The sequence below is a fragment of the Ruegeria sp. A4 genome (assembly GCF_056543025.1).
This window is the reverse complement of sequence record NZ_JBQGAW010000001.1, coordinates 1,692,694-1,718,045: the sequence shown is the minus strand read 5'-3', so window position 1 is coordinate 1,718,045 and position 25,352 is coordinate 1,692,694. Positions and strand designations below refer to the sequence as shown.

Below are 25,352 nucleotides of genomic sequence, written 5' to 3'. Positions count from 1 at the left end.
ATATGACACAAATTTTTTAAAATACACGCAAAGATATGTGAAGTCTACTCGGGTCAGAAATATCACATTGGTATGGCAGTAAGGAGCCAATGTCATGACCCTGTCCAAATTTCGTGCGGAACTCTGTTCCACCGCTCACAATTCAAATCTGCGCGATGGGCTGATCGGCGAGAACGTTCTGATCCCGGGTCTGCTTGGAGACGTGCCGCTTGTCTATGCGGATTACGTCGCTTCGGGCCGCGCGTTGCGGCAGGTCGAGGATTTTGTGGCGCAGGACGTTTTGCCGTTTTACGCAAACAGTCACACCGAGGCCTCCTACTGTGGGTCCTACATAACACGTCTGCGCCGCGAAGCGCGGGCGGAAATAGCCCGCATTGTTGGTGCTCGGGAAGAGGACGCGGTGATCTTTACCGGGTCCGGCGCCACTGCGGGGCTCAATCGGCTGGTCAGCCTGCTAGGGGTGGCAGAGGCTGACCAGCCGATTGTCTTGATCGGCCCGTACGAGCATCACTCGAACATTCTGCCCTGGCGCGAAAGCAAGGCGCGTGTCATCGAAATCCCCGAAGCCGAGGGCGGTGGCGTGGACCTGCATGCGCTGAAAGCCGCTCTGGAGGCCCATGTGGATGCCGATTTGGTGGTCGGATCGTTTTCTGCCGCGTCCAACGTAACGGGCATTGTCACCGATCCTGATCCGGTCACGCGGATGCTCAAGGCGTATGGTGCCTTGGCCGTTTGGGACTATGCCGGTGGTGGGCCCTACCTGCCGATGGACATGGGGCCCGAAGGGGCCCGAAAGGATGCGATCGTGGTTTCGCCGCACAAGTTTCCCGGTGGCCCGGGCGCGTCAGGCGTTTTGGTTGTGAACCAATCGGCCGTGAAACGGACGTGCCCCAGCTGGCCCGGCGGTGGAACCGTCAGTTTCGTGTCACCGTGGCGGCATGACTACAGCACCGATCTATCCACCCGGGAAGAGGCCGGAACGCCCAACGTGATCGGAGACATTCGTGCGGCGCTGGCCTTCATCGTCAAGGATGTCGTCGGAACGGACGAAATCGCCCGGCGTGAGGCGCAGTACAATCAAATGGCGCTGGACGGCTGGCAAAACAACCCGAACCTGACCCTGCTTGGGGTCGAGAAAGCGCACCGTCTGCCGATCTTTTCCTTCCTGGTGCGCGACAATGCGGGCCAGCCCGTGCATCAGCAGCTGTTCACGCGGATGCTGAGCGATATCTACGGCATTCAGGCACGGGGCGGCTGTGCCTGTGCCGGACCCTACGCCCACCACTTGCTGGGGATCGATCGGACAACGTCTGAGGCGCTGCACGCTGCCTTGTCCGCCGGGGAAGAAATGAAAAAACCCGGCTGGGTGCGTCTGAATTTCTCATATCTGATGAGCGAAGAGACGGTTCAGTTCATCATCGACAGCGTCAATGACCTGTCGCACCGGACCGAAGAATTCACGCCTTACTACAACGCTGACCCGGCAACAGCGCGCTTCAAGGCCGCATGAGGGAATTGCCGCTTTTCTCAACCCTTTGAGACAGGTATGAGAGGCCCATTCAACGGAGCCTCTCATGACCAAGATCACCCCACAACCCGGCATTATGGACATCGCGCTGTATCAGGGCGGCCAGTCGCATGTGGCGGGAGTGGAGCATGTGATCAAGCTGAGCTCGAACGAGAACCCCTTTGGACCCAGCCCCAAGGCAATAGAGGCGGTGCGCGACAGCGCGGCCATTCTGCATCGTTATCCCAGCACCGACCACGCGAGCCTGCGCGCGGCCATCGGCGCACGCCATGGGCTGGACCCAGCGCGGATCATCTGCGGTGTCGGCAGCGACGAGGTATTGCAATTCGTCGCCCAGGCCTACGCGGGGCCGGGGGACGAGGTGATCTATACCGAGCACGGGTTTTCCATGTACCCGATCATCGCCCGCATGGCCGGCGCGACGCCGGTCATGGTGGCCGAACGTGACCGCAAAGTGGATGTGGATGCCATTCTCGCCGCGGTGACGGGGCAGACGCGGATCGTGTTTGTCACCAACCCCGGCAATCCAACTTCGACCATGATCCCGAACGACGAACTGGAACGTCTGGCGCTGGGTCTGCCCGACACCTGCCTGATGGTTCTTGATGGCGCTTATGCGGAGTTTGTCGAGGGGTTCGATGGCGGGGCGTCGCTGGTTGACGCCCATGAGAATGTAATCATGACGCGCACCTTCTCAAAAGTGTACGGGTTGGGCGGTATGCGTGTCGGATGGGGCTATGCGCACCGCCCGATCATCGACGTGCTGAACCGGGTGCGCCAGCCCTTCAACCTGTCAATGACCGCATTGGCGGCGGCTGAAGCTGCGGTAAACGATGTGGAATTCCTGACCTTCTGTCAGGCCGAAAACGCGCGCCTTCGCGTGTGGCTGGCCGATCAATTGGCCAGGACAGGCGTGCCGTCGGACCCGTCTTGCACCAACTTCATCCTAGCGCGCTTCGCCGATCGGGCCGAGGCCGAGGCCTGCGATGACTACCTGAAAACGCAGGGTTTGATTGTCCGGCGGGTTGCAGGCTACAACCTGCCGAACGCCTTGCGGATCACCGTGGGCGACGAAGAAGCCTGCCGCCGTGTGGTTGCGGCGATCACTGCATTCAAAGAGGGCGCAGCATGAGCCAGATTTACGACCGCGTTGCGCTGATCGGGCTGGGCCTGATTGCTTCGTCCATGTTCTGGGCGATGAAACGTGCAGGGCTGGCCGGGGAAGTGACGGGTTATGCCCGGTCCGAAAAGTCCCGTGAAACCGCGCGCAGGATCGGATTGTGTGACCGTGTTTGCGACACGGCACGCGAGGCGGTTGAAGGCGCCGATCTTGTCGTGCTCTGCGTGCCTGTGGGGGCTATGGGCGCAGTTGCAGAAGAAATTGCACCCGTGCTGAAACCCGGTGCCACCGTTTCGGATGTGGGTTCGGTCAAGCGGGGCGTCATTCGGGCGGTGCAACCGCATATCCCCGACGGTGTGCATTTCGTTCCCGCGCATCCCTTGGCAGGGACCGAGCATTCCGGCCCTGAATCCGGGTTTGCCGAACTCTTTGACAATCGCTGGTGCCTGTTGGTCCCGGTCGAGGGGTCGGACCCGGATGCCATTGCCCGTCTGCGCGCGCTTTGGGAGGGCATGGGGTCGAATGTCGATGAGATGGATGCGGATCACCACGATCTGGTTCTCGCCGTAACGTCCCATGCGCCGCACCTGATTGCCTACACGATGGTTGGCGTGGCCGACGACCTGCGACGGGTAACCGACAGCGAAGTCATCAAATATTCGGCCGCCGGCTTCCGGGACTTCACCCGGATTGCCGCGTCCGACCCGACCATGTGGCGGGATGTGTTCCTGTCCAACAAGGATGCGACGCTGGAAATCCTGGGCCGGTTCACCGAAGAGCTTTTTGCCCTGCAACGCGCCATACGCACCGGGGACGGCGATCATTTGTTTGACTACTTCACCCGCACCCGTGCTATTCGTCGCGGCATCATCGATGCCGGGCAGGATACGGATGCGCCGGACTTTGGGCGGGGAAAGGCAAGTTCATGAGGCTGTGTTGGGGGCACATTCTGATCGGGATCGTGGCTTTGGCCGCCGCGCCGGTTCAGGCCGCGCCCCTTGATCAGTCTTTGGTGCCCCTCATGCGCCCTTTGACTGTTCAGCAGGCTGTCAGCGCGCCTGCCCCTTCTGATATTGCCAACCTGCGTCCGGTTTCGCGTCCGGTTTCGCCGCAAGTCACAGCTGCGGCGGCGCGCCCGTCGGAGCTGCCACTTCTGGGGCCGGATACGTCCTTGATGCCTTATTTGCGGCCCGAGTCCGTCGAGCAGCAGGTGTTGTTCAAAAGGCGCAAGCTGCGCAAAGGGTCTGTTTGCGGGGATATTGCCATTCAGGGCAAACCTGTTGGCCGGGTGGGCAGCAAGAATTCAGCCTGTGGTGTCAAGGATGCGGTACAGATCACCTCGGTTTCGGGAGTGATGCTCAGCCGCCCCTCGACGATGGATTGTGGCACCGCCATTGCGTTGAACAAGTGGGTCGACAAGACCGTCAAACCCACCTTCAAACGCCGCGGGCCCGTGGTCGAGCTGCAAATCGCCGCCCATTATGCCTGCCGAACCCGCAACAACCGCAAAGGCGCGCGGATATCCGAACATGGCAAGGGTCGTGCGATCGATATCTCAGGTTTCAAAATGGCCGACGGTGAGGTGGTGACCGTCCTGAACGGGTGGCGCAAGAACCCGTCTCAGAAACAGCTCAAGAAGATCTGGCGCGGAGCGTGCGGCCCCTTTGGTACCGTGCTGGGGCCGAATTCCGATCGCTATCACAAGGATCATTTCCACCTTGATACGGCCCGCTATCGCAGCGGACCCTACTGCCGTTAACGCAGGATCAGGCGCGGGGCAGGGCCCAAAGGCAGCGGCCCGAGCGCCACGAAACCATCGCGGAAATTCAGTTGCAGATCCAGCGCGTTGGGGTTTCCGCCCAGCCCTGCCAGAAAGTTCAGCCCTCGGGTGACGGGATCTACGGCCTGATCAGGAAGGGCTCCTGCCGCGTTTGCCATTGCGATCATATCCCGCCAGTTTTCGGCTTTGACGGCAATCTCTCCGGTCGGGATACCTTGGGCGTCCACATCCAGATCGCCTGTCGCGAACAGGCGCAGCTCACCCCATTTGATCTCGGCCAGACGCAGATCGATGGCCACGGGCTGCGGACGGCTGTCTTCGAGGGCGGACCGGCTCCAAACCTTGTCGAAAGTGGTGACCATATCCAGTTCCAGCGTCTCAAAGCTCTGCGGTAACGAACTTGCGGAATGCATCAGGGCCCGCAGTTTTTCCCCCGGTGTAAACCCATCCGCGCGGGCCGTGATGGAATAGGCTTCTGAAATTGGCGTTTGTTCCATGATCAGGCTCAGCGTGTCACCCGAGGCCAGCGTGGTGGAGTTTTCCGTCACCGACCAGGCCCCGGCCGTCAAAGCCATTTTCTCCAGCACGAGCGAGACGCCGGGCTGCAATTGCAGCTCGGCAAGCAAGTCGTCGGCCACAATTGTTGATGTCTGGTCGAAATATGACAGGCGTTGCGGTGTGTCCGCGAACCGCAATATCTGACGACCGGGCCAGATGGCGGGGCTTTTGAATTCGATCCAATCCGCGCTCCACGCCGTGCCGTTCACCGGATCCGCCAGCGCCGGATTGTTCAGACGGGTCATGTGGTGGGTCGGATAGCCCGCTGTCGCGACATTCGAGAAATCCGCTTGCCAGCCGCGCGCCTCCTGCTGTTCGAACCAACCAGTGATCGCAGAGCGCAGGCCGTATCCGGCCACGAACCAATAGGCGCTCCATGCCAGGGAAACAAAAATCAACACTCGTATCAGACGCATTCGAAAGGCCCTTTTTCCCGCCTTGGAATTGATGTTTATAGGCCGAAACAGGCAAGGACCAGTGCAATGACGATGTGGGTATTCGGATATGGATCGCTGCTGTGGAATCCGGGCTTTCCGGTGGCACGCAGTGAACGCGCGACACTTCATGGTTATTCCCGGTCCTTCTGCATGAGCTCGATCCACCATCGCGGGACCGAAGAAAAACCCGGCCTGGTGCTGGCACTGGACGAACAGGCGAACGCCAGTTGCACCGGTTTGGCCCTTGCGGTCGAGGCGGGTCACGAAGACCGTACGCTGCACGAGCTGCGCGAGCGCGAGCTGATTTCCTCGGCCTATGTTGAACGTATGCTGGATGTGCACCTGGAAAACGGCGAAATCGTCAATGCCGTTACCTATGTGATCGATGCCGACCACGTCCAGTATTGCGGCGGGATGCCGTTGGAGGAACAGGCCCGGATCATCGCCCATGCGGTTGGCGGGCGCGGTCCGAATGACGAATATCTTTACAACACCGTAGAACATCTGGCCGAGATCGGGCTGCGTGACCATGATCTTGAGTGGTTGGCGCAACGGGTGCGCGACATCACCGCATAAACTCTTGGCGTCACGCGCGGAATCCCGCTAGATTCGACGCAAAGCAGGCAAATACCGGGAACCACGCGCATGGCGCAGGCACATCAGGGCGCGAGACCCCATTTCTCGCATCCCATTCGACAAATTCTGTTGATGTTGATGGCGATCGGCTTGTCCGGGCTGGGCGTGTTTCTGGCACTGCCTTACGTATTGCCGGTTTTCTACGCCAATCCGTATCTGAATGGTTTCATTCTGATCGTATTTCTTATCGGCGTCCTCGCTTGTTTTTATCAGGTTACGCAACTGATCGGGTCCGTGCGCTGGATCGAGGCCTTTGTCGGGGGCGTCGTTCGCGAAGATGCGCGTACACCGCAATTGCTGGCGCCTTTGGCTTCGCTGCTGCGCGAGCGAGGCGCGCGCTCGCAGATCAGTTCCACCTCAACCCGGTCCATTCTGGATTCCGTGGCCGAGCGTGTCGAAGAAGAACGGGAAATCACGCGTTATATAACCAATGTTCTGATCTATTTGGGTCTGCTGGGTACGTTCTTTGGCCTGGCGACAACCGTTCCAGCCATTGTCGACACCATCCGCAGCCTGAACCCGCAGGAAGGCGAAGAGGGGCTGGCCGTCTTCAATCGCCTGATGACGGGGCTCGAGGCGCAGTTGCAGGGGATGGGGGTTGCGTTCGGGTCCTCTCTGCTGGGTTTGGCGGGATCGCTGATTGTTGGTCTGCTCGAAGTGTTTGCCGGGCACGGGCAGAACCGCTTTTATCGCGAGCTCGAAGAATGGCTGTCCTCGATCACCCGCGTCGGATTTGCCGGTGGTGAAGAAGGCGGGGCAGAGATCGCCGTACTGACACCTGTGCTGGATGCCATGTCCGAACAGATGGATGCGTTGCAGGATCTGTTTGCCGCTCAGGAAAGCGAGCGGGCTGAGGTTTCCGCCAAGCTGGGGCAACTGGTCGATGTGATTGCCGAGATGAACAATCGCCAGGCCAATACCGAAAGCGTCACTTCGGCTCTGGAGCGTGTCGCGCTGGGGCAGGATGCGTTGCTTGACCACATGCGCGAACACGGTGCAGGCGATGGCATCGATGCCGAAAGCCGGATGCGCCTGCGCTCGATGGACGTGCAGTTGCTGCGCATTCTTGAAGAGATTTCGGCGGGTCGTCAGGAAAGCATGAACGAATTCCGCAAGGATATCGAACTGCTGGTCAAGGCCCTGACCCTGCCCCGAGGCGCGGTGCGCACCACGCCGGAAGGAGAGTAGTCCATGGCGCTGTCCCGCCGCACCGGTCAACGCTTCCAGGGCTCGGTCTGGCCCGGATTCGTGGACGCGATGACCGGGCTGCTGATGGTGCTGACATTCGTTCTGACCATTTTCATGGTGATTCAGTTTGTTCTGCGCGAGACCATTTCGGGGCAGGAAGACGAACTGACGACACTGGCAGACGAAGTTGCTGCGCTTGCGGGCGCACTGGGTTTGGAAGAGCGTGAAAACAGCCGCTTGCAGGCAAGGCTGGGTGCGTTGAACACGACGCTGTCGCAGGCCGAAGACGATCTGGCGCAAGCGCAGTCGCTGATCGCCTCACTGACCACCGAACGCGACCGTCAGGCCGCCGCGCTGGATCAGGCGCAGACCCGTATCACGAATTTCGAAGCACAGGTTGCGGCGCTGCTTGCCGAGCAGGAACAGGCTTTGGGCGACATCGCAGCGCTTGAGACTGAGCGCGAGCAATTGCTGACGGAACAAGAGGCGCTGAACCTTGCCCTTGCACAAAGTCGCGAGGAAATCGATGCGCAGACGGAAGCGGCCCGATTGGCAGCCGCCCGCCGCGAGGCGCTGGAAGCAATGGTTGCGGATCTGGAGCAAAGCGGCAAGGAACGCGCGGCGGAAATTGCCACCCTTGAACAGCAACTGAGCGATGAAGAAGCCGCCCGCCTGGTCGAAGCCGCTGCTGCCGAGGCATTGCGAAACCGTCTTCAGGATGCGGATGCCGAACTGACGGCCATGACGCTCGCGTTGGAGGCACAACGCAAAGAGGCCGAAGACACGCTGACTCTTCTGGCCGCCGCGCAAGCCGCGCGGGCTGAGCTTGAGCGACAATTCGGCGACGTGAATCCTGATGAATTGCGCGCCCAGCTTGAAGCCGCCCTGGAGGCGCAAACGCAAGCGCAGGCGGATGCTGATGAACAACGCACCTTGGCCGAACAAAGGCAGGCCTTGCTGGCTCTGGCCGAATCGACATTGTCGGAAGAGAAAGAAATCTCAGCCGAGGCCCAGCGTGAGGCGGCACTTCTCAACCAGCAGATTGCCGCCCTGCGCGGGCAGTTGGGGTCATTGCAGGCCCTGTTGGATGATTTCGAAGAGCGCAACGAGGCCGCCGAAATCCAAATCCAGACTTTGGGTCAGGACCTGAATGCCGCGCTGGCCCGTGCCGCTTCGGAAGAACGCCGCCGCCGCCTGCTGGAAGAAGCCGAACGCCTGCGTCTCGAAGCCGAGGCCGAAGCACTGGCCGGTCAGAATGAGGAACTGGCAGCGCAGGCGGAAGATCTGCAACGCTATCGTTCGGAATTTTTCGGACGTCTTCGGGATGTCCTTGGCGATCAGGAAGGCGTGCGGATTGAAGGCGACCGTTTTGTCTTTTCGTCCGAGGTTTTGTTTCCGACAGGATCAGCCGTGCTGTCCGCGGAAGGGCAGCAGGAGGTTGCGAAAGTTGCCAACATCCTGCGCAGTGTCGCCGCCGAAATTCCACCCGGTCTGAACTGGGTGATCCGGGTCGACGGCCATACCGACAACGTTCCGCTGGCAGGTTCGGGCCGATACCGGGACAACTGGGAACTCAGCCAGGGTCGCGCGTTGTCTGTTGTGCGCTATATGGTCGACGCGCTGGGCATCCCGCCCAATCGTCTGGCGGCAAACGGGTTTGGTGAGTTCCAGCCGGTCAATCCGGCTGACACGCCCGAGGCGCGGGCGCAGAATCGCCGGATCGAGCTGAAACTCACGGAAAGATAGCAAAACCCTTGCCTCTTGCCTGGGTAATCTGCGTGATGGGGTCAAACCGATTACCGTCTGCCAAAGCGAAAGCTTTGATCCGGAGTGCCCATGAAACACCGGGGTACCACGGGGTAATCCTCGGTCAGAAAATACGCATAGGTTCCTGAAGGGTATTCTGCTGAAACGGTGAAGGCGCCGTTGCATTGGTCCAAATTGCCGTGACCCTGAACAAAAACGTAGTCTTCGTTGAAAGTGCCGTCATGCCGCCCGCCCGGCGCAGCGCCACCCGGCCGGTTGCCGGTTTTCAGACGATAGGACGACGTCATTTCGGTCACTTTGCCCCCTACGACGCCAGTGACGGCATATATCGGGAAACCATCTGCCGCATAGCCGATCAGAGGTGAATGCTCGGACGGTGACCATCCCAGCAGCTTGACCAACCCTGTCGGTACACCGTGATAGTGATATTTTCCATTCGGCTGTACATGGGCAAAATTGGCGTCCAATCCCAAGGAAACAGCGCCACCCAAGGCATTGTAGGACCACCCGGATCCGGGGTCGCCATGCCAGAACTCGGCCGCCAGCGGGTCGAACACAACCCCGTTGAGTGACACGCCAAAGTTCCACCCCATTTGCAGCGGTGTGATTGCACCTTTGGCCGTTGGATTTGCAGGCAATTTCAACCTGACCTTCTGCTGTTCGATCTGGTGCGGATTGCCTTGGTTTGGAAACCGGCCAACCAGATGATCAGGAATACCATTGCCCGTCACTTTGATTTTTCCGCCTTTTTCTTTCACCGAGGCGCTGCTTTTCCCGGGGTTTTCGGTTGCGGGCACCAACCTCAACGGTTCTGCGGTCGTTTCGTCGTGATAGCGAAACCTGTGCTGTGCAGTTGCCACAGCGGCAACGGCGGATAGGGCAAAGGCGGCGCCCCAGAGGATTGAAATTTTGCTCACGTGTCGATCCCTGTCTTGCGTTCATCATTGAAGATGACACGCAACAGACGTCTTTTTCCGTCGCATTTTATTGTGCCGCCACTTAAAAAGCCCGGCGATGGGGATCGCCGGGCTTTGAAGGAGTTGTCTGTTTTCCGGTCAGTCTGCCGTCAACAGAGGTGGCTTGTCTCCTGAAATGCGCCGTTGGTCCGGGCCAAGAATTTCAAGATCCAGTTCGCCTTTCTTGACCGAGACACGCACCACGCCGCCCTTGGCCAGCTTGCCGAACAACAGCTCTTCGGCCAGCGGCTTCTTGATGTGCTCCTGAATGACACGACCCAGCGGGCGTGCACCCATCTTGTCGTCATATCCCTTGTCGGCCAGCCACTCGGCAGCTTTCGGGGTCAGGTCGATGGTCACGCCACGATCCAGCAGTTGTGCCTCAAGCTGTAGGACGAATTTCTCGACCACCTGCAAAATGACCTCTTTCGGCAGCGGTGCGAAGGAGATCACGGCATCCAGACGGTTGCGGAATTCCGGTGTGAACATGCGCTCGATCGCGGCCGTGTCTTCGCCTTCGCGCCGATCGCGACCGAAGCCGATGGCGGCCTTGGCCTGTTCCTGCGCGCCCGCGTTCGAGGTCATGATCAGCACCACGTTGCGGAAATTCACCGTGCGCCCGTTGTGATCGGTCAGCTCGCCATGGTCCATCACCTGCAACAGGATGTTGAACACGTCCGGGTGGGCCTTTTCGATTTCGTCCAGCAGCAATACGCAATGCGGATGCTGGTCGACACCGTCGGTCAGCAGACCACCCTGATCAAACCCGACATAGCCCGGAGGGGCACCGATCAGGCGGGAAACCGCATGTTTCTCCATGTATTCCGACATGTCGAAACGCAGCAGTTCTACACCCAAGGTATCCGCCAGCTGTTTCGCCACCTCGGTTTTGCCAACCCCCGTCGGACCGGCAAACAGATAGTTGCCGATGGGTTTTTCAGGTTCGCGCAGACCGGCACGGGCCAGTTTGATCGCACTGGACAGCGCCTCGATGGCCAGATCCTGACCAAACACCACCCGTTTCAGCGATGCTTCGAGGTCTTTCAGCACCAACGCATCATCCTTGGTGACGTTCTTGGGCGGAATACGCGCGATCTTGGCGACAACCGCCTCGATCTCTTTGACGCCAATGGTCTTGCGCCGCTTGCTTTCCGCGACCAGATGCTGCGCCGCGCCGGCCTCGTCGATCACATCGATGGCCTTGTCGGGCAGCTTGCGGTCGTTGATGTAACGCGCCGACAGCTCGACCGCCGTCTTGATCGCATCGGCGGTGTATTTGATGTCATGATGCTCTTCGAAATAAGGCTTCAGCCCGCGCAAAATCTTTACGCTGTCTTCCACCGAAGGTTCGTTCACGTCGATCTTCTGGAACCGGCGGCTCAGCGCTCGGTCCTTTTCGAAGTGCTGACGGAACTCTTTGTAGGTGGTCGAGCCCATGGTGCGCAGTTTGCCGCCCTGAAGCGCAGGCTTCAGCAGGTTCGAGGCATCCATAGCCCCGCCCGAGGTCGCCCCGGCACCGATCACGGTATGAATCTCGTCGATGAACAACACCGCGTCCGGGTGATCCTCCAGTTCGGTCACAACCGCTTTCAGACGTTCTTCGAAATCACCGCGATAGCGGGTTCCGGCCAGCAGCGCGCCCATGTCCAACGAATAGATCGTGGTATTGGCCAGCACATCGGGGGCCTCGCCACCGACGATCTTGTGCGCAAGGCCTTCTGCGATGGCGGTCTTGCCCACACCCGGATCCCCCACCAGCAGCGGGTTGTTCTTGCGGCGGCGGCACAGCACCTGGATGCAGCGTTCCACCTCATCCGAGCGTCCGATCAGCGGATCGACATCGCCAGCTCGAGCCTTGGCGTTCAGATCCACGCAGTATTTTCCCAGCGCGCTTTCTTTCTGTTCGGCTTCGCCGGATGCGGTCTGGGCGTCTTCTTCCACCTGATCCGCACCGGATACCGAGCGGCTTTCGCCATAGGCAGGATCCTTGGCGACGCCATGCGCGATGAAATTGACCGCGTCGTAACGGGTCATGTCCTGCTCTTGCAGGAAATAGGCGGCATTGCTTTCGCGTTCGGCGAATATGGCGACCAGAACGTTGGCGCCGGTCACTTCGGTCCGGCCCGAGCTTTGCACGTGGATCGCGGCGCGCTGAATGACGCGCTGGAACGCTGCGGTGGGTACGGCTTCGGATCCGTCGATATCTGTTACCAGATTCGAAAGATCCTCGTCGATGAACTCCACCAAAGTGCTGCGCAACTCGTCCAGATCGACACTGCACGCTTTCATGACGCGCACGGCATCGGGTTCTTCCAGAAGGGCCAGCAGCAAATGCTCCAGCGTTGCGAATTCATGGCGCCGTTCATTTGCAGCCGCCAGGGCCGCGTGGATGGCTTGTTCCAATGTGCTCGAGAATGAAGGCACGCGGGTGCTCCTCTGTCTTGGGTCAGAAGGGGGCGGTTTCTTGGCCGGAACCCCATCCCAACCATGTCCTCATAATACTAGAGTTTGGTTGATCGTGGCCCGGCTTCAAGGGTTTTCTTTCACTTGACAGTCACATTTGTTGTGACCGTGGCCCTGAAGAGGAGCAAATAGGCATCAGAACCGGTCTTTTCTAGCCCGAATTTCGGCAAAAACGGCCTCGGGGTCAGCGCCCACCATACCCAATTTCGCCTGAATCGCCGGATCGGTGGCCCGCAGAAACGGATTTGTGGCCTTTTCGAGGGCCAAAGTGGACGGAACAGTGGCTTTTCCGGCCGCACGCGCGCGGTCGATATCCGCAATGCGATCTTTCAGGGCCTGGTTTTCGGGATCGACTGTAATCGCGAATTTGGCATTGGATTGTGTATATTCGTGCCCTGAACAGACCAAAGTGTCGTCCGGCAGGGCGGCCAGTTTGTTCAAAGAGGCCCACATTTGCGCGGGTGTGCCCTCGAACAGGCGCCCACAACCCAGCGCCATCAGGCTGTCGGCGGTGAACACGGCGGAACTCTGAGGCATGTAGAACGCGATATGGCCATCCGTATGCCCGGAAACGTCCAGAACCTGAACCGGTTCGCCGCCGATCTCGAAACTGTCCCCCTCGGTAACTTGCTGATCCAGCGGCGGCAGGCGATTTGCGTCAGCGGCGGCCCCGATGACTTTTGCCGGCTGTTTGGCCAAAATTCCCGCAAGCCCGTCCACGTGATCCCAGTGATGATGGGTCAACAGCACATGTGACAGTGTCCACCCCCGATCATCCAGCGCCTTCAGGACCGGTGTGGCCTCGGGCGCGTCGATCAGAGCGGTCTGGCCAGTGACGGCGTCATGCGCCAGAAAGGCGTAATTGTCGCTGAGGCACGGGATTGTAACGATTTCAAGAGGCATGGCCTTTTGCCCTTTCATTGCTAGACTGCGCCCAGCTAAGCCGATTGACCGGATGTCCGCAATGCATCTTGATGTACAGGATCTGAGGAACTTCTATTACCGCAGCACATTGGGGCGTGCGGCGCAGGCGGCTATTCGCGGGCGTCTGATCGAGCTTTGGCCCGAAGCAAAAGGGCAGACAGTGGCGGGATTCGGTTTTGCGGTGCCTTTGCTGCGCCCTTACCTGTCGGATGCGCGCCGGGTCATCGGGTTGATGCCGGGGCCACAGGGCGTGATGCCATGGCCGGCAGGCATGCCCAACGTTTCGGTCCTGACCGAAGAAACCCTCTGGCCGATCGAGACCGGCCACGTGGACAAGCTTGTGGTGATGCATGGGCTGGAAACGTCGGAACGGCCAAACCAGTTGCTTGACGAATGCTGGCGCGTGCTGGGCCCCGGTGGCCGGGCCGTCTTCATAGTACCCAACCGGGCGGGCCTGTGGTCACGGTCGGACAAGACCCCGTTCGGGTTCGGGCGCCCGTACTCGGCAACTCAGTTGGAAAACCAGCTCAAGGCGCATCACTTCCTGCCCGAGGTGCATTGCTCGGCCTTGTACATGCCTCCGTCGTTCCGGCGATTCTGGTTGAAATCCGGCAACCTGATCGAAAAGACCGGCCAGCGGATTCCGACGGTCATGGCCGGTGGGGTGCTGATGGTCGAAGTCAGCAAGCATATCCGCCCGCCAAGCGGCAGCGTGACCAAGGACGCGGTCAAAAAGCCGATCAAGGCACTGGACGGCTTGCTGAAGCCCGCCTGAGACCCCTGCAATTCCATGCGAAAAATTGAGGAAAAAAAGTCACAGGAATCGCAAAAACCTGCATATTCGTAACATTTTTCAACTGGGCCAATGTGTTCAAACCGTCGCACTTGCCGTAAGTTAATGAAAAATAACAATTTGTGGATAAATCTGTTACCGCTATAGCGTATTGCTTGGTTGGTTCGGCTCTGCTACATCCCCGGTGATTTTGATCCCCGACCGTCTGGCCGGGGTTTCTTCACGCCCCCGGGGTAGCTGCCGCACGCGAATTCGGGGCCCAAAATATCGGAAGGGTGGACGTGTCCGAACCAGCTTCGATTTCCACTGGCATCGCCGAGCGCTATGCCACCGCGATCTTCGAGATCGCAAAAGAGAACAACGACCTTGCAGGTCTGGAATCCGGCATCAATGATCTGGCAGCCGCGCTGGACGACAGTGCAGAGCTGCGCGACCTGATCGCATCGCCGCTGGTTTCCCGCGCTGAACAGGAAGGCGCGATCACCGCGATCGCAGACAAGATGGGTCTGAACCCCATCCTGCGCAACACGCTGGGTCTGATGGCGCAAAAGCGCCGCCTGTTCGTCGTGCCGCAACTGCTGAAGGTTCTGCGCGACATGCTGGCCGAAGAGCGCGGCGAAGTGACCGCCGAGGTTGCCTCGGCCAAGGCGCTGACCAAGACCCAGATGGAAAAACTGTCCAAGACACTGTCCGAGCGCGTGGGCAAGACGGTTACAATCAACGCGACCGTGGATGAAAGCCTCATCGGCGGTCTTGTCGTTAAAGTGGGCTCGAAAATGATCGACAGTTCGATCCGTTCGAAGCTGAACTCCCTACAGAATGCAATGAAAGAGGTCGGATAAATGGGAATCCAAGCTGCAGAGATTTCTGCAATCCTGAAGGACCAGATCAAGAATTTTGGTCAGGAAGCCGAAGTGGCCGAGATCGGTCGCGTGCTGAGCGTCGGTGACGGGATTGCCCGTGTATACGGTCTGGACAATGTGCAAGCCGGTGAGATGGTCGAATTCCCCGGCGGCATCATGGGCATGGCGCTGAACCTGGAAAGCGACAACGTCGGTGTCGTTATCTTCGGTTCCGACCGTGACATCAAAGAAGGTGACACCGTCAAGCGCACCAACTCGATCGTGGACGTTCCGATCGGTGACGAGCTGCTGGGCCGCGTTGTGGACGGTCTGGGCAACCCGCTGGACGGCAAAGGCCCGATCAACGCAACCAAGCGTGGCGTTGCAGACGTAAAAGCGCCCGGCATCATCCCGCGTAAATCGGTTCACGAGCCGATGGCAACCGGCCTGAAATCGGTTGACGCGATGATCCCGATCGGCCGTGGCCAGCGTGAGCTGATCATTGGTGACCGTCAGACCGGCAAAACCGCCGTTGCTCTGGACGCAATCCTGAACCAGAAAACCTACAACGACGCAGCAGGCGACGACGAGTCGAAGAAACTGTACTGCGTTTACGTAGCGATCGGTCAAAAGCGTTCGACCGTTGCACAGCTGGTGAAGAAACTGGAAGAATCCGGTGCGATTGAATATTCGATCGTTGTTGCTGCGACCGCTTCGGACCCGGCTCCGATGCAGTTCCTGGCACCCTACGCCGCAACTGCGATGGCTGAATACTTCCGCGACAACGGCCGCCACGCGCTGATCATCTATGATGACCTGTCGAAACAGGCTGTGTCTTATCGTCAGATGTCGCTGCTGCTGCGTCGTCCGCCTGGACGTGAAGCGTATCCTGGCGACGTTTTCTACCTCCACTCCCGTCTGCTGGAACGTTCGGCGAAGCTGAACGAAGACTTCGGCGCGGGCTCGCTGACTGCTCTGCCGGTTATCGAAACCCAGGGTGGTGACGTTTCGGCGTTTATTCCGACCAACGTGATCTCGATCACCGACGGCCAGATCTTCTTGGAAACCGAACTGTTCTACCAGGGCATCCGTCCTGCCGTGAACACCGGTCTGTCGGTTTCGCGTGTGGGCTCTTCGGCTCAGACCAACTCGATGAAGTCGGTTGCCGGTCCGGTTAAACTGGAATTGGCTCAGTACCGCGAAATGGCTGCTTTTGCGCAGTTCGGTTCAGACCTCGACGCCGCAACCCAGCAGCTGCTGAACCGTGGTGCGCGTCTGACCGAGCTGATGAAACAGCCGCAGTACTCGCCGCTGACCAACGCTGAAATCGTCTGCGTCATCTTCGCAGGTACCAACGGTTACCTCGACAAGATCGATGTTTCCGATGTTGGCCGTTACGAAGCTGGCCTGCTGGCACACCTGCGTGGCAAGCACGCGGATCTGCTTCAGTGGATCACGGACGAAGACCCCAAGATCAAGGGTGACGCTTCCGACAAGATCAAGGCTGCGCTGGACGAATACGCCGCAACCTTCGCTTAAGGGAGAGGCGGGCATATGCCAAATCTTAAGGACCTTAAAAACAGGATCGAGTCGGTCAAATCGACCCGCAAGATCACCAAGGCCATGCAGATGGTCGCGGCTGCAAAACTGCGCCGCGCCCAGGAATCTGCCGAAGCCTCGCGTCCGTATGCCGAACGGTTCAATGCCGTGATGGCAGGGCTGGCGGCTTCTGTCGGGGGCAGCGACAGCGCCCCCAAGCTGCTCCGTGGTACGGGCAGCGATGATGTCCATCTGCTGGTTGTCATGACAGCTGAACGCGGCCTCTGCGGCGGCTTCAACTCGAACATCGCCAAGCTGGCCCGTGTCAAAGCGGAAGAGCTGCGCCTGAAAGGCAAGACAGTCAAGGTTTTGACTGTCGGCAAGAAGGGCCGCGACGCGCTGAAGCGTGATTTTGGCGATCTGTTCGTTGGACATATCGACCTGAGCGAGGTCAAGCGTCTTGGCTATGCCAACGCGCAGGACATCGCGAAGGACATCCTGTCTCGTTTCGACGGGGGAGAGTTCGACGTGGCCACGATCTTCTACTCGAAGTTCGTCAACGTCGTGACCCAGATCCCGACGGCACAGCAAATCATCCCTGCCTCGTTCGAGGACGAAGCGGCGGGTGACGACAGCGGTGCCATCTTCGACTACGAGCCCAGCGAAGAAGCCATTCTGGCCGACCTGCTGCCCAAGGGGGTTGCGACCGCGATCTTCTCGGCTCTGCTCGAAAACGGGGCGTCTGAACAGGGTGCACGGATGTCCGCTATGGACAACGCGACACGCAACGCGGGTGAGATGATCGACAAGCTGACGATCCAGTTCAACCGCTCGCGTCAGGCCGTGATCACCAACGAGCTGATTGAAATTATTTCCGGCGCCGAAGCGCTGTAAGAAAACCGGAGACGAAACATGGCGAATGCAAAAGGCAAAGTCACACAGATCATCGGGGCCGTCGTAGACGTGCACTTCGAAGATCAGCTGCCTGAAATTCTGAACGCGCTGGAAACCACCAACAACGGCAAGCGCCTGGTGTTGGAAGTTGCTCAGCACCTGGGTGAAAATACTGTCCGCACCATCGCGATGGACGCGACCGAAGGTCTGGTCCGCGGCGAGGCCGTGACCGACACCGGCGCACCGATCTCGGTTCCGGTCGGCAACGCCACCCTGGGCCGCATCCTGAACGTGGTCGGCGAACCGATCGACGAAAAGGGCCCGGTCGAAGCCACCGAAACCCGCGCCATCCACCAGCCCGCGCCCGAGTTCGACGAACAGTCGACCGAGTCGGAAATCCTGGTGACCGGCATCAAGGTTGTTGACCTGCTGGCCCCTTACGCCAAAGGCGGTAAGATCGGCCTGTTCGGCGGTGCCGGCGTTGGTAAAACCGTTCTGATCATGGAACTGATCAACAACATCGCAAAAGTGCACTCGGGCTTCTCGGTGTTCGCGGGTGTTGGTGAACGGACCCGTGAAGGGAACGACCTGTACCACGAGATGATCGAATCGAACGTCATCAAACCCGACAACCTGTCGGAAAGCCAAGTGGCCCTGGTTTATGGTCAGATGAACGAGCCTCCGGGTGCGCGTGCACGTGTTGCTCTGACCGGTCTGACCCTGGCGGAACAGTTCCGCGACCAGTCCGGTACCGACGTTCTGTTCTTCGTCGACAACATCTTCCGCTTCACGCAGGCGGGTTCCGAGGTGTCGGCTCTGCTGGGTCGTATTCCTTCGGCGGTGGGCTACCAGCCGACGCTGGCCACCGACATGGGCGCCTTGCAGGAACGCATCACCTCGACCAAGTCGGGATCGATCACCTCGGTGCAGGCGATCTACGTGCCTGCGGACGACCTGACCGACCCCGCGCCGGCAACCTCGTTTGCGCACCTTGACGCGACCACCGTTCTCAACCGTGCTATCTCGGAAAAGGGTATCTACCCGGCCGTTGACCCGCTCGACTCGACCTCGCGTCTGCTCGACCCGGCCATCGTTGGAGAAGAGCACTACAAGGTTGCGACCGACGTTCAGCAGATCCTTCAGCGCTACAAGTCGTTGCAGGACATCATCGCCATCCTCGGCATGGACGAACTGTCGGAAGAGGACAAACTGACCGTGGCCCGTGCCCGTAAGATCGAACGTTTCCTGTCGCAGCCGTTCGACGTGGCCGAAGTCTTCACCGGTTCGCCCGGCGTTCAGGTTCCTCTGGATGTGACCATCGCGTCGTTCAAGGCCGTTGTGGCCGGCGAATACGATCACCTGCCCGAAGCGGCCTTCCTGATGGTTGGCGGAATCGACGAAGTGATCGCCAAAGCGGAGAAGATGGCCGCAGAAGCCGCCTAAGGAGTATCCCTGATGGCAAACACGATGCAATTCGACCTCGTCAGCCCCGAGCGGAGCCTTGCTTCGCTGCAGGCGAGCGCGGTCCAGATTCCCGGCGCGGACGGGGACATGACGGCAATGCCCGATCATGCCCCCACCATCACCACGCTGCGCCCCGGTCTGCTCAAGGTCGAGGCACCCGAAGGGTCCAGCGAATACCTGGTCACCGGCGGGTTTGCCCAGATCAACGGCGACAGCCTGTCGGTTCTGGCCGAAAAGGCCATCCCGGTGGCGGAAGTAACCCGCGCGCATCTGGATGAGCTGATCGCCGAGGCGCGCGCCTCGCACGAGGTGGCGAAGGAAAACGGCGAACAGACCATTGTCGACGATGCAGCCAAGCTGCTGGCCGACATGGAAGCGCTTGGAACGCATATGAGCCTGTAACGGGCCCACTGGTGAAAAATTTGAGCGGCCTCGCAATTGCGGGGCCGTTTTTTTGTCGTGCTTTTGCCGAAATGCCGGGGTAAGTTGCGGGAATTCAAGAATAATGATGATAAGATGAAAAAGTTCCTAACCCATCCTATTGGAATTGCGCAGGGTGAAGATGTCCTGTTCTCGGAGTTTGCCGACGGCGGCGATATGTGGACCGGGCAGGGGCCGCGCGAACGCCGCACCCCCATTCGATTCAAAGAAGCATTTCGAACCCCGCCCATGGTGCAGATCGGGATCTCGCTGTGGGATGTCGACACGTCCTCGGCGCTGCGCGCAGAGGTTCAGGCCGAACATATCACCGCCGAGGGTTTTGACGCAGTATTCCGGACCTGGTCCGACACTCGGATTGCCCGCATTCGGGCAAGCTGGACCGCGATAGGAGAGGTGGCACACCCGGACGACTGGAATATTTCCTGATCCGGGTCCGCCATGTTTTCAGGCGTTTGAACGATTGATTGGGCTCAGTCGTCCTGCGCTTCGATCATGTCCACGCGCGTGGCGTGGCGGCCGCCTTCGAATTCGGCACCCAGAAACGCGTCAACGATGTCCAGTGCCAGACCTTCGCCGACAACCCGCGCGCCAATCGACAGCATGTTGGCGTTGTTGTGCTGGCGGATCATGCGGGCCGAGAATGTGTCGGAACAAACGCCGCAGCGGATGCCGGGCACTTTGTTCGCAGCCATCATGATACCCTGTCCGGTGCCGCAGAGGACGATACCCAAGCTGCAATCGCCCGAGGCAACGACCTGCGCCGCGGCCTTGCCGTGCTTGGGGTAATGGGTGCTTTCCGGGGTTGTCGGGCCGATATCAACCACGTCCCAACCTTGTTGCGCGATGTGTTTGGCCACGGACAGGCGCAGCTCGATTGCCGCGTGATCGCTGGAAAGAACAATACGTTTGTTGGCAGTCATGGGGGTGTTTCCACTTGTGTCGCCGATCGCGCCCCATGGTCAGATACCTGCGCAATCGGTATTCCGGAAATCAGGCGGCGACATGTTCGGTCGCCTCCTGTTGCTCAATCCATCTGATACATGGATTCGTAGATAGGGGTCAGCGTCTTGTCTTCGAACAGCGAAGACACACTGGTTCCGTTCCAGATGTTCAGGATCGCCTGGGTGAAGATCGGCGCAGTCGGAACGATGCGGATATTCTTTGCCTTCAAAATCTCTTTGGTCGGCTGGATCGTATCGGTCAGCACCAGCGACTTCATGACCGAGTTCGTCACCCGTTCGACCGCGGGGCCGCTCATGACGCCATGCGTGATGTACGAATGAACTTCCTTGGCGCCATTGTCCAACAGGACCTGCGCGGCCTTGCAAAGTGTTCCGGCGGTGTCACACATATCGTCGACGATCAGGCAGATCTTGTCCTTCACATCCCCGATAACGGTCATTTCCGCGACTTCGCCTGCTTTCTCGCGCCGCTTGTCAACGATCGACAAGGGGGCATTGATGCGCTTGGCCAATTCACGTGCGCGCGCCACGCCGCCCACGTCGGGTGAAACCACCATGATCTCATCCAGATTGTCCTTGAACTGGTTTTTGACATCCAGCGCAAAGATCGGCGAGGCGTACAGGTTGTCGACGGGCATATCGAAAAAGCCCTGAATCTGCGCGGCATGAAGATCCATCGTCAGAATCCGCTCGATCCCTGCGCCGGTCAGCATATTGGCCACCAGCTTGGCGCTGATGGGCGTGCGGGCCTTGGTACGGCGGTCCTGACGGGCATAGCCGAAATAGGGGATCACGGCCGTGATCCGTTGCGCCGACGAGCGGCGCAGTGCGTCGGCGATGATCAGCAGCTCCATCAGGTTGTCGTTGGCCGGGTTCGAGGTCGGCTGGATAATGAACATATCCTCGCCGCGAACGTTCTCGAACACTTCGACGAAGATCTCGCCGTCATTGAAACGTTCGACGCGCGCATCGACCAATCCCTGGTCGACACCGCGATACAGGCTCATGCGGCGGGCGATGGTTTCGGCAAGTGGAAGGTTGGCGTTCCCAGCGATAAGCTTGGGTTCGTGAAGTGTCGGCATCGGCTGAGGTCCCCGGGCAGCAATGGCAATGTGACAGATTCGTGATGTTGACACCGCTTAGCATGGCCTTACCGTCCCGCAAAGGTAACGCAGCGGAGAAAGTGAACATGACCCGGATTGACTACTTTTTTGCGACAATTTCGCCCTACAGCTATCTTGCGGGGAACCGGCTGGAAGAGATTGCGGCGAAACACGACGCAACGATCAACTACAAGCCGCTGGACATCATGGCCCTGTTCGCACGCACCGGGGGCACGCCGCCGAAGGACCGTCATGTATCGCGCATCGAATACCGCGCTCAGGAGCTGCTGCGCCAATCGAAGAATCTGGGGATGGAGTTCAACCTGCAACCGGCGCACTGGCCGACCAACATGGCGCCGTCTTCCTATGCGATCATCGCCGCGATCAAGGATGGTTCGGGCGACGTGGGCAAGTTGTGCCAGTTGATCCTGCGCGCCTGCTGGGCCGAAGAAAAGGACGTCGCTCAGGATGATGTGATCAGGGACTGCCTGGCAAATGCCGGGTTTGACCCGGACCTGGCCAACAGCGGTCTGCTGGTCGGGGCCGAAACCTATGCCGCCAATCTGGAAGAGGCGGTGGATCGCGGCGTGTTCGGCGCGCCGTTCTACATCACGCCGGATGGTCAACGCTTCTGGGGGCAGGATCGCCTGGACGATCTGGATCGGCATCTGTCCGAGATGAATGGATGACAGCCCCGACGGCGATGCAATCCGGTTTCGTGAGACGATTGGGCGACGGAGGGCGCAATTTGCTTGCCCTTCATTGCACCATTGCACATTCCGGCGCGTGGTCCGGCCTGGCCAAGGCATTGGATGGCAGCGTGTGTCTTGTTGCACCGGACATGCTGTCTCATGGGCGCAGTCCGGACTGGGACGGTCAAAGCGATTTCTTTGACGCTGTGACAGGGCTGGCGGCGGTCGAATTGACCGAGCCCACGGATCTGGTCGGCCATTCCTTTGGGGCGATCGTTGCGCTCAGACTGGCCATGGAGCACCCGGACCTTATTCGAAGCTTGACCCTGATCGAGCCTGTGTTCTTTGCCGTGGCAAAACAGGACGCGCCCCATTTGTACGATCAGCACCTGCGAGAGTCCCAGCCGATTGAAGCAGCGTTCCAAGCAGGCGACAAGGCGCTGGCCGCGCGGTTGTTCAACCGGATGTGGAGCACTGACATCAGCCCCAAATGGCCTGACCTGCCAGAGCGGACGCGCGCCAGCATGGTGCGTGGGATTCATGTTGTTCCCGCGTCTTATCCCGTTCTGTACGATGACCGCGCCGGGTTGCTTGACCCCGACGGATGCAAGCGCGTATCGATGCCAACCCTGTTGCTGAGCGGATCAAAGACCCACCCGACGATCCCCGCAATCTGTAAAGGATTGCAGCGCCGTCTGCCGAACGCACGCCATGAGGTCGTTCAAGGTGCGGGGCACATGCTGCCCATTTCGCACCCCGGTGAAACCAGCGTGCTGCTTGAGGATCTCTGGAAAGCTGGCCAAGAGACGGGTGTTACAACAGGCTGAGAAACTGATCGATCTCGGCTGTCCCGATCGACCAGTCGCAGACCAGTCGGCATGCAAGGCTTTCGTCGCCATCATCACCTTCCAACTCTGCCCCCCAGAGGTGGTAGATCGCCCCGGCCTCATGCAGCTGTTTGTGCTTTGCGCGTGAAAAAGCGGCAAAGATCATATTGGCCTGTGGTTCGTGCAGGAACTCGGCGCCTTTTGCACGCAAGCCATCGGCCAGCCGGGCACAGTTTGCATTGGCCTGACGCGCCAGCTTCAGCCACAGATCATCCTCAAGATAGGCCGCCATCTGAGCGGACAGGTAGCGATGCTTGGAAAACAGATGCGCCCCGCGTTTGCGCCGCAGCTCGAATTCCCAGGCCTTGCTCTCGTCAAAGAACACCACCGCTTCAACGCCCATCAGGCCGTTTTTGGTGCCGCCGAAGCTGACCGCGTCCACCCCAGCTTTCCATGTCATGTCAGCCGGAGAGCAATTCAGGGCCACCAGGGCATTGCTGAACCGGGCCCCATCCAGATGGACCGGCAAGCCATATTCCCTTGCGATCCCACACAGCGCCTGCAACTCCTCCAGCGAATAGACCGATCCGCGCTCGGTGACCTGGGTGATCGACACCGGCCCGCGCTGCGGCCCGTGAACACCGCGGGTTTCTTCGCCCAGGATGGACCCGCGCAGCGCGTCCGGCGCCATCTTGTCGCCGCCGGGAACAAGGGTCAGCTTGGCGCCGGTGAAAAACTCGGGCGCGTTGCACTCGTCTTCGTGAATATGGGCAACCGGAGAGCAGAAGATCGTTTCCCAAGGGTTGGACAATGTGGCAAGGGCCAGCGAATTTGCCGCTGTCCCCGTCGCCACCAGATAGACGGCCGCCCCCGGAGCTTCAAAGATGCTGCGAATGCGGTCACGCACCTCGTTCATCATCGTGTCGGCGCCATAGGCCATCTGGTAGCCCTGGTTGGCCTCGGCCAGTTTGGCCATGACCTGCGGGTGAACCGGCCCGGAATTGTCAGATGCGAAATACATCAGCTAGGCTCCTCGATAATGTAGTCTTCCCACTCTTCCATGGGGGTTTCGAACTCGGACACCGTGCGCCCTCGGACCGACACGCCTGCGGCGTGCACGGTTTCCGGCGTACCAGACAACAATGGGTGCCAGTCGTAAAGCGGTTTGCCCTCCCACAGCAGCCGATAGGCGCAGGTTTGCGGCAACCAATAGGCGTGTTCGTCGATATTGTCGGGTGTCATGACGATGCATTCCGGGACAAATTGATGCCGGATGTCGTATTGCGTGCAGCGGCAGCTTTCATCGTCCAGCAGGCGGCAGGCGACGCAGGTCAGGGCAACCTCACCGCTGTCCTCATCCTCCAACTTGTTCAGGCAACATTTGCCGCAACCGTCGCACAAAGCTTCCCATTCGCGCTGGTTCATCTTGCGCAGGGGTTTGCGTTCCCAGAACCGGGCGGGCAGGCCAGTGCGTTGAATCGGATCAGCGCTCATAGGGCGGCCAGAATGTCCCGGGCCTGTTCACAATCGGCATTCATCTGCGCGATCAGACTATCCAGCCCGTCAAATGTCATTTCAGGGCGCAGGAATTCGATCAGCCCCACCGACAAGGTCGCCCCGTACAGGTCGCCGGAAAAGTCGAACAGGAAGGTTTCGATATTTGGCACTTCGCCATGGAACATCGGGCGCACCCCAACCGAGGCCGCGCCGTGATAACTGCCCTGATGCGGGCCATCCAGCACGTCGACCAATACCGCGTAGACACCGAATTTCGGCGGGTGGAGCCCTTCGATGGACATGTTCGCAGTTGGGAAACCCAGTTCCCGCCCGCGTTGCTCGCCGCCGATCACCTCGCCTTCGATCCTGTGCCAATGGCCCAGCATCGCGGCTGCATCCTTTGGGCGACCCTCGCTCAATGCGGTGCGGATGGCGGTTGACGAGACCACGTTTTCAGACCGCTGCATCAAAGGGGCAATCGTCACGCCAAATCCCATATCTTGCCCGAAGCGAACAAGATCGTCAGCCGTCCCACTGCGGCCCTTGCCAAAACAGAAATCGGCCCCGACCACGACATGGGACAGACCCAGACCGTCGCAAATCACGTTGCGCGCGAATTCATCGGGGGAAAGCCCAGCCAGCGCCGCGTTGAACGGCAGTTCATACAGTTTCTCCACACCCAGCTTCTCAAGCCGATGCGCCCGCGCATTGCCGCGCATCAGGCGGAACGGAGGAGAGTCCGGCGCAAAGTATTCACGTGGATGCGGCTCGAATGTCATGACCCCCAGTGGCGCATCCGGGGCCGCGTCGCGGGCCAGTTCGATGACCGACTGGTGCCCCAAATGGACGCCATCAAAATTCCCGATCGCAACGCTGGCGCCGCGATCTTCTGGCTCGACAAACTGGAAATCCCGGATGATGTGCATAGGCGATTGCGTAGC

At 59.7% G+C, this 25,352-nt stretch carries 25 protein-coding genes; 16 read left to right on the top strand and 9 right to left on the bottom strand.

Going from position 1 to position 25,352, the window contains the following annotated elements:
* The first annotated feature begins 94 nt into the window (after positions 1 to 94).
* From ACR0E2_RS08480 to ACR0E2_RS08465, 4 genes are all read left to right on the top strand, one after another.
* Complete coding sequence (locus ACR0E2_RS08480; protein ID WP_480446075.1) at positions 95 to 1,510, top strand: aminotransferase class V-fold PLP-dependent enzyme; 1,416 nt, start codon at positions 95 to 97, stop codon at positions 1,508 to 1,510.
* Positions 1,511 to 1,574: 64 nt separating this feature from the next.
* Positions 1,575 to 2,660, top strand: coding sequence for a histidinol-phosphate transaminase (hisC, locus tag ACR0E2_RS08475; protein WP_480446074.1), 1,086 nt, complete (start codon positions 1,575 to 1,577; stop codon positions 2,658 to 2,660).
* Positions 2,657 to 3,577, top strand: coding sequence for a prephenate/arogenate dehydrogenase family protein (locus tag ACR0E2_RS08470; RefSeq protein WP_480446073.1), 921 nt, complete (start codon positions 2,657 to 2,659; stop codon positions 3,575 to 3,577). The genes hisC and ACR0E2_RS08470 overlap by 4 nt, the downstream gene beginning before the upstream one ends.
* Entirely contained in the window at positions 3,574 to 4,407 is an 834-nt protein-coding gene (locus ACR0E2_RS08465) for an extensin-like domain-containing protein (protein ID WP_480446072.1), read from the top strand. The genes ACR0E2_RS08470 and ACR0E2_RS08465 overlap by 4 nt, the downstream gene beginning before the upstream one ends.
* On the opposite strand, the gene ACR0E2_RS08460 is transcribed toward ACR0E2_RS08465, so the two are convergent.
* Positions 4,404 to 5,402, bottom strand: a complete 999-nt coding sequence (locus tag ACR0E2_RS08460; protein WP_480446071.1) for a DUF2125 domain-containing protein — start codon at positions 5,400 to 5,402, stop codon at positions 4,404 to 4,406. The genes ACR0E2_RS08465 and ACR0E2_RS08460 overlap by 4 nt on opposite strands.
* Positions 5,403 to 5,468: 66 nt before the next feature.
* Between ACR0E2_RS08460 and ACR0E2_RS08455 the strand changes: the two genes are divergently transcribed.
* The 3 genes from ACR0E2_RS08455 (at position 5,469) to ACR0E2_RS08445 (ending at position 8,993) form a co-directional block, all read left to right on the top strand.
* Positions 5,469 to 5,999 (top strand): gamma-glutamylcyclotransferase, encoded by a 531-nt coding sequence (locus ACR0E2_RS08455; protein ID WP_171229014.1) that lies wholly within the window; start codon positions 5,469 to 5,471, stop codon positions 5,997 to 5,999.
* A 69-nt stretch (positions 6,000 to 6,068) separates the two neighbouring features.
* Positions 6,069 to 7,247 carry a biopolymer transporter ExbB gene (locus tag ACR0E2_RS08450; RefSeq protein ID WP_152459020.1) on the top strand — a complete coding sequence of 393 codons (1,179 nt, stop codon included), beginning with the start codon at positions 6,069 to 6,071 and terminating at the stop codon, positions 7,245 to 7,247.
* A 3-nt stretch (positions 7,248 to 7,250) separates the two neighbouring features.
* Entirely contained in the window at positions 7,251 to 8,993 is a 1,743-nt protein-coding gene (locus ACR0E2_RS08445; RefSeq protein WP_171168957.1) for a peptidoglycan -binding protein, read from the top strand.
* Between the two features lie 50 nt (positions 8,994 to 9,043).
* Here ACR0E2_RS08445 and ACR0E2_RS08440 read toward each other — a convergent pair whose 3' ends face one another.
* The 3 genes from ACR0E2_RS08440 to gloB all read right to left on the bottom strand — a co-directional run bounded on the left by ACR0E2_RS08440 (position 9,044) and on the right by gloB (position 13,336).
* Positions 9,044 to 9,931: a YHYH protein gene (locus ACR0E2_RS08440; protein ID WP_171725840.1), complete on the bottom strand. Its 888-nt coding sequence runs from the start codon at positions 9,929 to 9,931 to the stop codon at positions 9,044 to 9,046.
* A gap of 138 nt (positions 9,932 to 10,069) precedes the next feature.
* The gene (gene clpA / locus ACR0E2_RS08435; RefSeq protein ID WP_171118822.1) at positions 10,070 to 12,394 is read right to left on the bottom strand and encodes an ATP-dependent Clp protease ATP-binding subunit ClpA; all 2,325 of its coding nucleotides are present in this window, start codon (positions 12,392 to 12,394) and stop codon (positions 10,070 to 10,072) included.
* Positions 12,395 to 12,568: 174 nt separating this feature from the next.
* Positions 12,569 to 13,336 (bottom strand): hydroxyacylglutathione hydrolase, encoded by a 768-nt coding sequence (gene gloB, locus ACR0E2_RS08430; RefSeq protein ID WP_480446070.1) that lies wholly within the window; start codon positions 13,334 to 13,336, stop codon positions 12,569 to 12,571.
* A gap of 61 nt (positions 13,337 to 13,397) precedes the next feature.
* Between gloB and ACR0E2_RS08425 the strand changes: the two genes are divergently transcribed.
* The 7 genes from ACR0E2_RS08425 to ACR0E2_RS08395 all read left to right on the top strand — a co-directional run bounded on the left by ACR0E2_RS08425 (position 13,398) and on the right by ACR0E2_RS08395 (position 19,756).
* Positions 13,398 to 14,132, top strand: coding sequence for a class I SAM-dependent methyltransferase (locus tag ACR0E2_RS08425; protein WP_152459015.1), 735 nt, complete (start codon positions 13,398 to 13,400; stop codon positions 14,130 to 14,132).
* A gap of 299 nt (positions 14,133 to 14,431) precedes the next feature.
* Positions 14,432 to 14,992 (top strand): F0F1 ATP synthase subunit delta, encoded by a 561-nt coding sequence (locus ACR0E2_RS08420; protein ID WP_171118817.1) that lies wholly within the window; start codon positions 14,432 to 14,434, stop codon positions 14,990 to 14,992.
* Positions 14,993 to 16,531 carry a F0F1 ATP synthase subunit alpha gene (gene atpA, locus ACR0E2_RS08415; protein WP_152459013.1) on the top strand — a complete coding sequence of 513 codons (1,539 nt, stop codon included), beginning with the start codon at positions 14,993 to 14,995 and terminating at the stop codon, positions 16,529 to 16,531.
* A 15-nt stretch (positions 16,532 to 16,546) separates the two neighbouring features.
* The gene (locus ACR0E2_RS08410; protein ID WP_152459012.1) at positions 16,547 to 17,425 is read left to right on the top strand and encodes a F0F1 ATP synthase subunit gamma; all 879 of its coding nucleotides are present in this window, start codon (positions 16,547 to 16,549) and stop codon (positions 17,423 to 17,425) included.
* Positions 17,426 to 17,443: 18 nt separating this feature from the next.
* A complete protein-coding gene (atpD, locus tag ACR0E2_RS08405; protein ID WP_152459011.1) occupies positions 17,444 to 18,868 on the top strand; it encodes a F0F1 ATP synthase subunit beta in 1,425 nt (474 codons plus the stop codon).
* Positions 18,869 to 18,880: 12 nt separating this feature from the next.
* On the top strand, positions 18,881 to 19,291 hold the full coding sequence (locus ACR0E2_RS08400) for a F0F1 ATP synthase subunit epsilon (protein WP_171168948.1): 411 nt from the start codon (positions 18,881 to 18,883) through the stop codon (positions 19,289 to 19,291).
* Positions 19,292 to 19,405: 114 nt separating this feature from the next.
* The gene (locus tag ACR0E2_RS08395; protein ID WP_480446069.1) at positions 19,406 to 19,756 is read left to right on the top strand and encodes an H-type lectin domain-containing protein; all 351 of its coding nucleotides are present in this window, start codon (positions 19,406 to 19,408) and stop codon (positions 19,754 to 19,756) included.
* Positions 19,757 to 19,800: 44 nt separating this feature from the next.
* Here the strand turns inward: ACR0E2_RS08395 and rpiB are convergent, their stop codons facing one another.
* A complete protein-coding gene (rpiB, locus tag ACR0E2_RS08390) occupies positions 19,801 to 20,250 on the bottom strand; it encodes a ribose 5-phosphate isomerase B (RefSeq protein WP_170346044.1) in 450 nt (149 codons plus the stop codon).
* Positions 20,251 to 20,354: 104 nt separating this feature from the next.
* Entirely contained in the window at positions 20,355 to 21,374 is a 1,020-nt protein-coding gene (locus ACR0E2_RS08385; RefSeq protein ID WP_152459007.1) for a ribose-phosphate pyrophosphokinase, read from the bottom strand.
* Between the two features lie 107 nt (positions 21,375 to 21,481).
* Between ACR0E2_RS08385 and ACR0E2_RS08380 the strand changes: the two genes are divergently transcribed.
* Both ACR0E2_RS08380 and ACR0E2_RS08375 read left to right on the top strand, forming a co-directional pair.
* Entirely contained in the window at positions 21,482 to 22,084 is a 603-nt protein-coding gene (locus tag ACR0E2_RS08380) for a DsbA family protein (protein ID WP_480446068.1), read from the top strand.
* Positions 22,081 to 22,914 carry an alpha/beta fold hydrolase gene (locus tag ACR0E2_RS08375; RefSeq protein WP_152459005.1) on the top strand — a complete coding sequence of 278 codons (834 nt, stop codon included), beginning with the start codon at positions 22,081 to 22,083 and terminating at the stop codon, positions 22,912 to 22,914. Before ACR0E2_RS08380 ends, ACR0E2_RS08375 begins: the two co-directional genes overlap by 4 nt.
* Here ACR0E2_RS08375 and ACR0E2_RS08370 read toward each other — a convergent pair.
* From ACR0E2_RS08370 to ACR0E2_RS08360, 3 genes are read right to left on the bottom strand one after another with little or no spacing between them, the layout of a single operon-like run.
* Positions 22,901 to 23,935, bottom strand: a complete 1,035-nt coding sequence (locus ACR0E2_RS08370) for a threonine aldolase family protein (protein ID WP_480446067.1) — start codon at positions 23,933 to 23,935, stop codon at positions 22,901 to 22,903. The genes ACR0E2_RS08375 and ACR0E2_RS08370 overlap by 14 nt on opposite strands.
* The gene (locus ACR0E2_RS08365) at positions 23,935 to 24,408 is read right to left on the bottom strand and encodes a YcgN family cysteine cluster protein (RefSeq protein ID WP_152459003.1); all 474 of its coding nucleotides are present in this window, start codon (positions 24,406 to 24,408) and stop codon (positions 23,935 to 23,937) included. The genes ACR0E2_RS08370 and ACR0E2_RS08365 overlap by 1 nt, the downstream gene beginning before the upstream one ends.
* Positions 24,405 to 25,337 carry a bifunctional riboflavin kinase/FAD synthetase gene (locus ACR0E2_RS08360; RefSeq protein WP_480446066.1) on the bottom strand — a complete coding sequence of 311 codons (933 nt, stop codon included), beginning with the start codon at positions 25,335 to 25,337 and terminating at the stop codon, positions 24,405 to 24,407. The genes ACR0E2_RS08365 and ACR0E2_RS08360 overlap by 4 nt, the downstream gene beginning before the upstream one ends.
* Positions 25,338 to 25,352: the final 15 nt, after the last annotated feature.

What these genes read in the sequence shown, in the direction of transcription:
- ACR0E2_RS08480 (WP_480446075.1), top strand. Translation starts at nt 95, where the DNA reads ATGACCCTGTCCAAATTTCGTGCGGAACTCTGTTCCACCGCTCACAAT.
- hisC (WP_480446074.1), top strand. Translation starts at nt 1,575, where the DNA reads ATGACCAAGATCACCCCACAACCCGGCATTATGGACATCGCGCTGTAT.
- ACR0E2_RS08470 (WP_480446073.1), top strand. Translation starts at nt 2,657, where the DNA reads ATGAGCCAGATTTACGACCGCGTTGCGCTGATCGGGCTGGGCCTGATT.
- ACR0E2_RS08465 (WP_480446072.1), top strand. Translation starts at nt 3,574, where the DNA reads ATGAGGCTGTGTTGGGGGCACATTCTGATCGGGATCGTGGCTTTGGCC.
- ACR0E2_RS08460 (WP_480446071.1), bottom strand. Translation starts at nt 5,402, where the DNA reads ATGCGTCTGATACGAGTGTTGATTTTTGTTTCCCTGGCATGGAGCGCC.
- ACR0E2_RS08455 (WP_171229014.1), top strand. Translation starts at nt 5,469, where the DNA reads ATGACGATGTGGGTATTCGGATATGGATCGCTGCTGTGGAATCCGGGC.
- ACR0E2_RS08450 (WP_152459020.1), top strand. Translation starts at nt 6,069, where the DNA reads ATGGCGCAGGCACATCAGGGCGCGAGACCCCATTTCTCGCATCCCATT.
- ACR0E2_RS08445 (WP_171168957.1), top strand. Translation starts at nt 7,251, where the DNA reads ATGGCGCTGTCCCGCCGCACCGGTCAACGCTTCCAGGGCTCGGTCTGG.
- gloB (WP_480446070.1), bottom strand. Translation starts at nt 13,336, where the DNA reads ATGCCTCTTGAAATCGTTACAATCCCGTGCCTCAGCGACAATTACGCC.
- ACR0E2_RS08425 (WP_152459015.1), top strand. Translation starts at nt 13,398, where the DNA reads ATGCATCTTGATGTACAGGATCTGAGGAACTTCTATTACCGCAGCACA.
- atpA (WP_152459013.1), top strand. Translation starts at nt 14,993, where the DNA reads ATGGGAATCCAAGCTGCAGAGATTTCTGCAATCCTGAAGGACCAGATC.
- ACR0E2_RS08410 (WP_152459012.1), top strand. Translation starts at nt 16,547, where the DNA reads ATGCCAAATCTTAAGGACCTTAAAAACAGGATCGAGTCGGTCAAATCG.
- atpD (WP_152459011.1), top strand. Translation starts at nt 17,444, where the DNA reads ATGGCGAATGCAAAAGGCAAAGTCACACAGATCATCGGGGCCGTCGTA.
- ACR0E2_RS08400 (WP_171168948.1), top strand. Translation starts at nt 18,881, where the DNA reads ATGGCAAACACGATGCAATTCGACCTCGTCAGCCCCGAGCGGAGCCTT.
- ACR0E2_RS08395 (WP_480446069.1), top strand. Translation starts at nt 19,406, where the DNA reads ATGAAAAAGTTCCTAACCCATCCTATTGGAATTGCGCAGGGTGAAGAT.
- rpiB (WP_170346044.1), bottom strand. Translation starts at nt 20,250, where the DNA reads ATGACTGCCAACAAACGTATTGTTCTTTCCAGCGATCACGCGGCAATC.
- ACR0E2_RS08385 (WP_152459007.1), bottom strand. Translation starts at nt 21,374, where the DNA reads ATGCCGACACTTCACGAACCCAAGCTTATCGCTGGGAACGCCAACCTT.
- ACR0E2_RS08380 (WP_480446068.1), top strand. Translation starts at nt 21,482, where the DNA reads ATGACCCGGATTGACTACTTTTTTGCGACAATTTCGCCCTACAGCTAT.
- ACR0E2_RS08375 (WP_152459005.1), top strand. Translation starts at nt 22,081, where the DNA reads ATGACAGCCCCGACGGCGATGCAATCCGGTTTCGTGAGACGATTGGGC.
- ACR0E2_RS08370 (WP_480446067.1), bottom strand. Translation starts at nt 23,935, where the DNA reads ATGTATTTCGCATCTGACAATTCCGGGCCGGTTCACCCGCAGGTCATG.
- ACR0E2_RS08365 (WP_152459003.1), bottom strand. Translation starts at nt 24,408, where the DNA reads ATGAGCGCTGATCCGATTCAACGCACTGGCCTGCCCGCCCGGTTCTGG.
- ACR0E2_RS08360 (WP_480446066.1), bottom strand. Translation starts at nt 25,337, where the DNA reads ATGCACATCATCCGGGATTTCCAGTTTGTCGAGCCAGAAGATCGCGGC.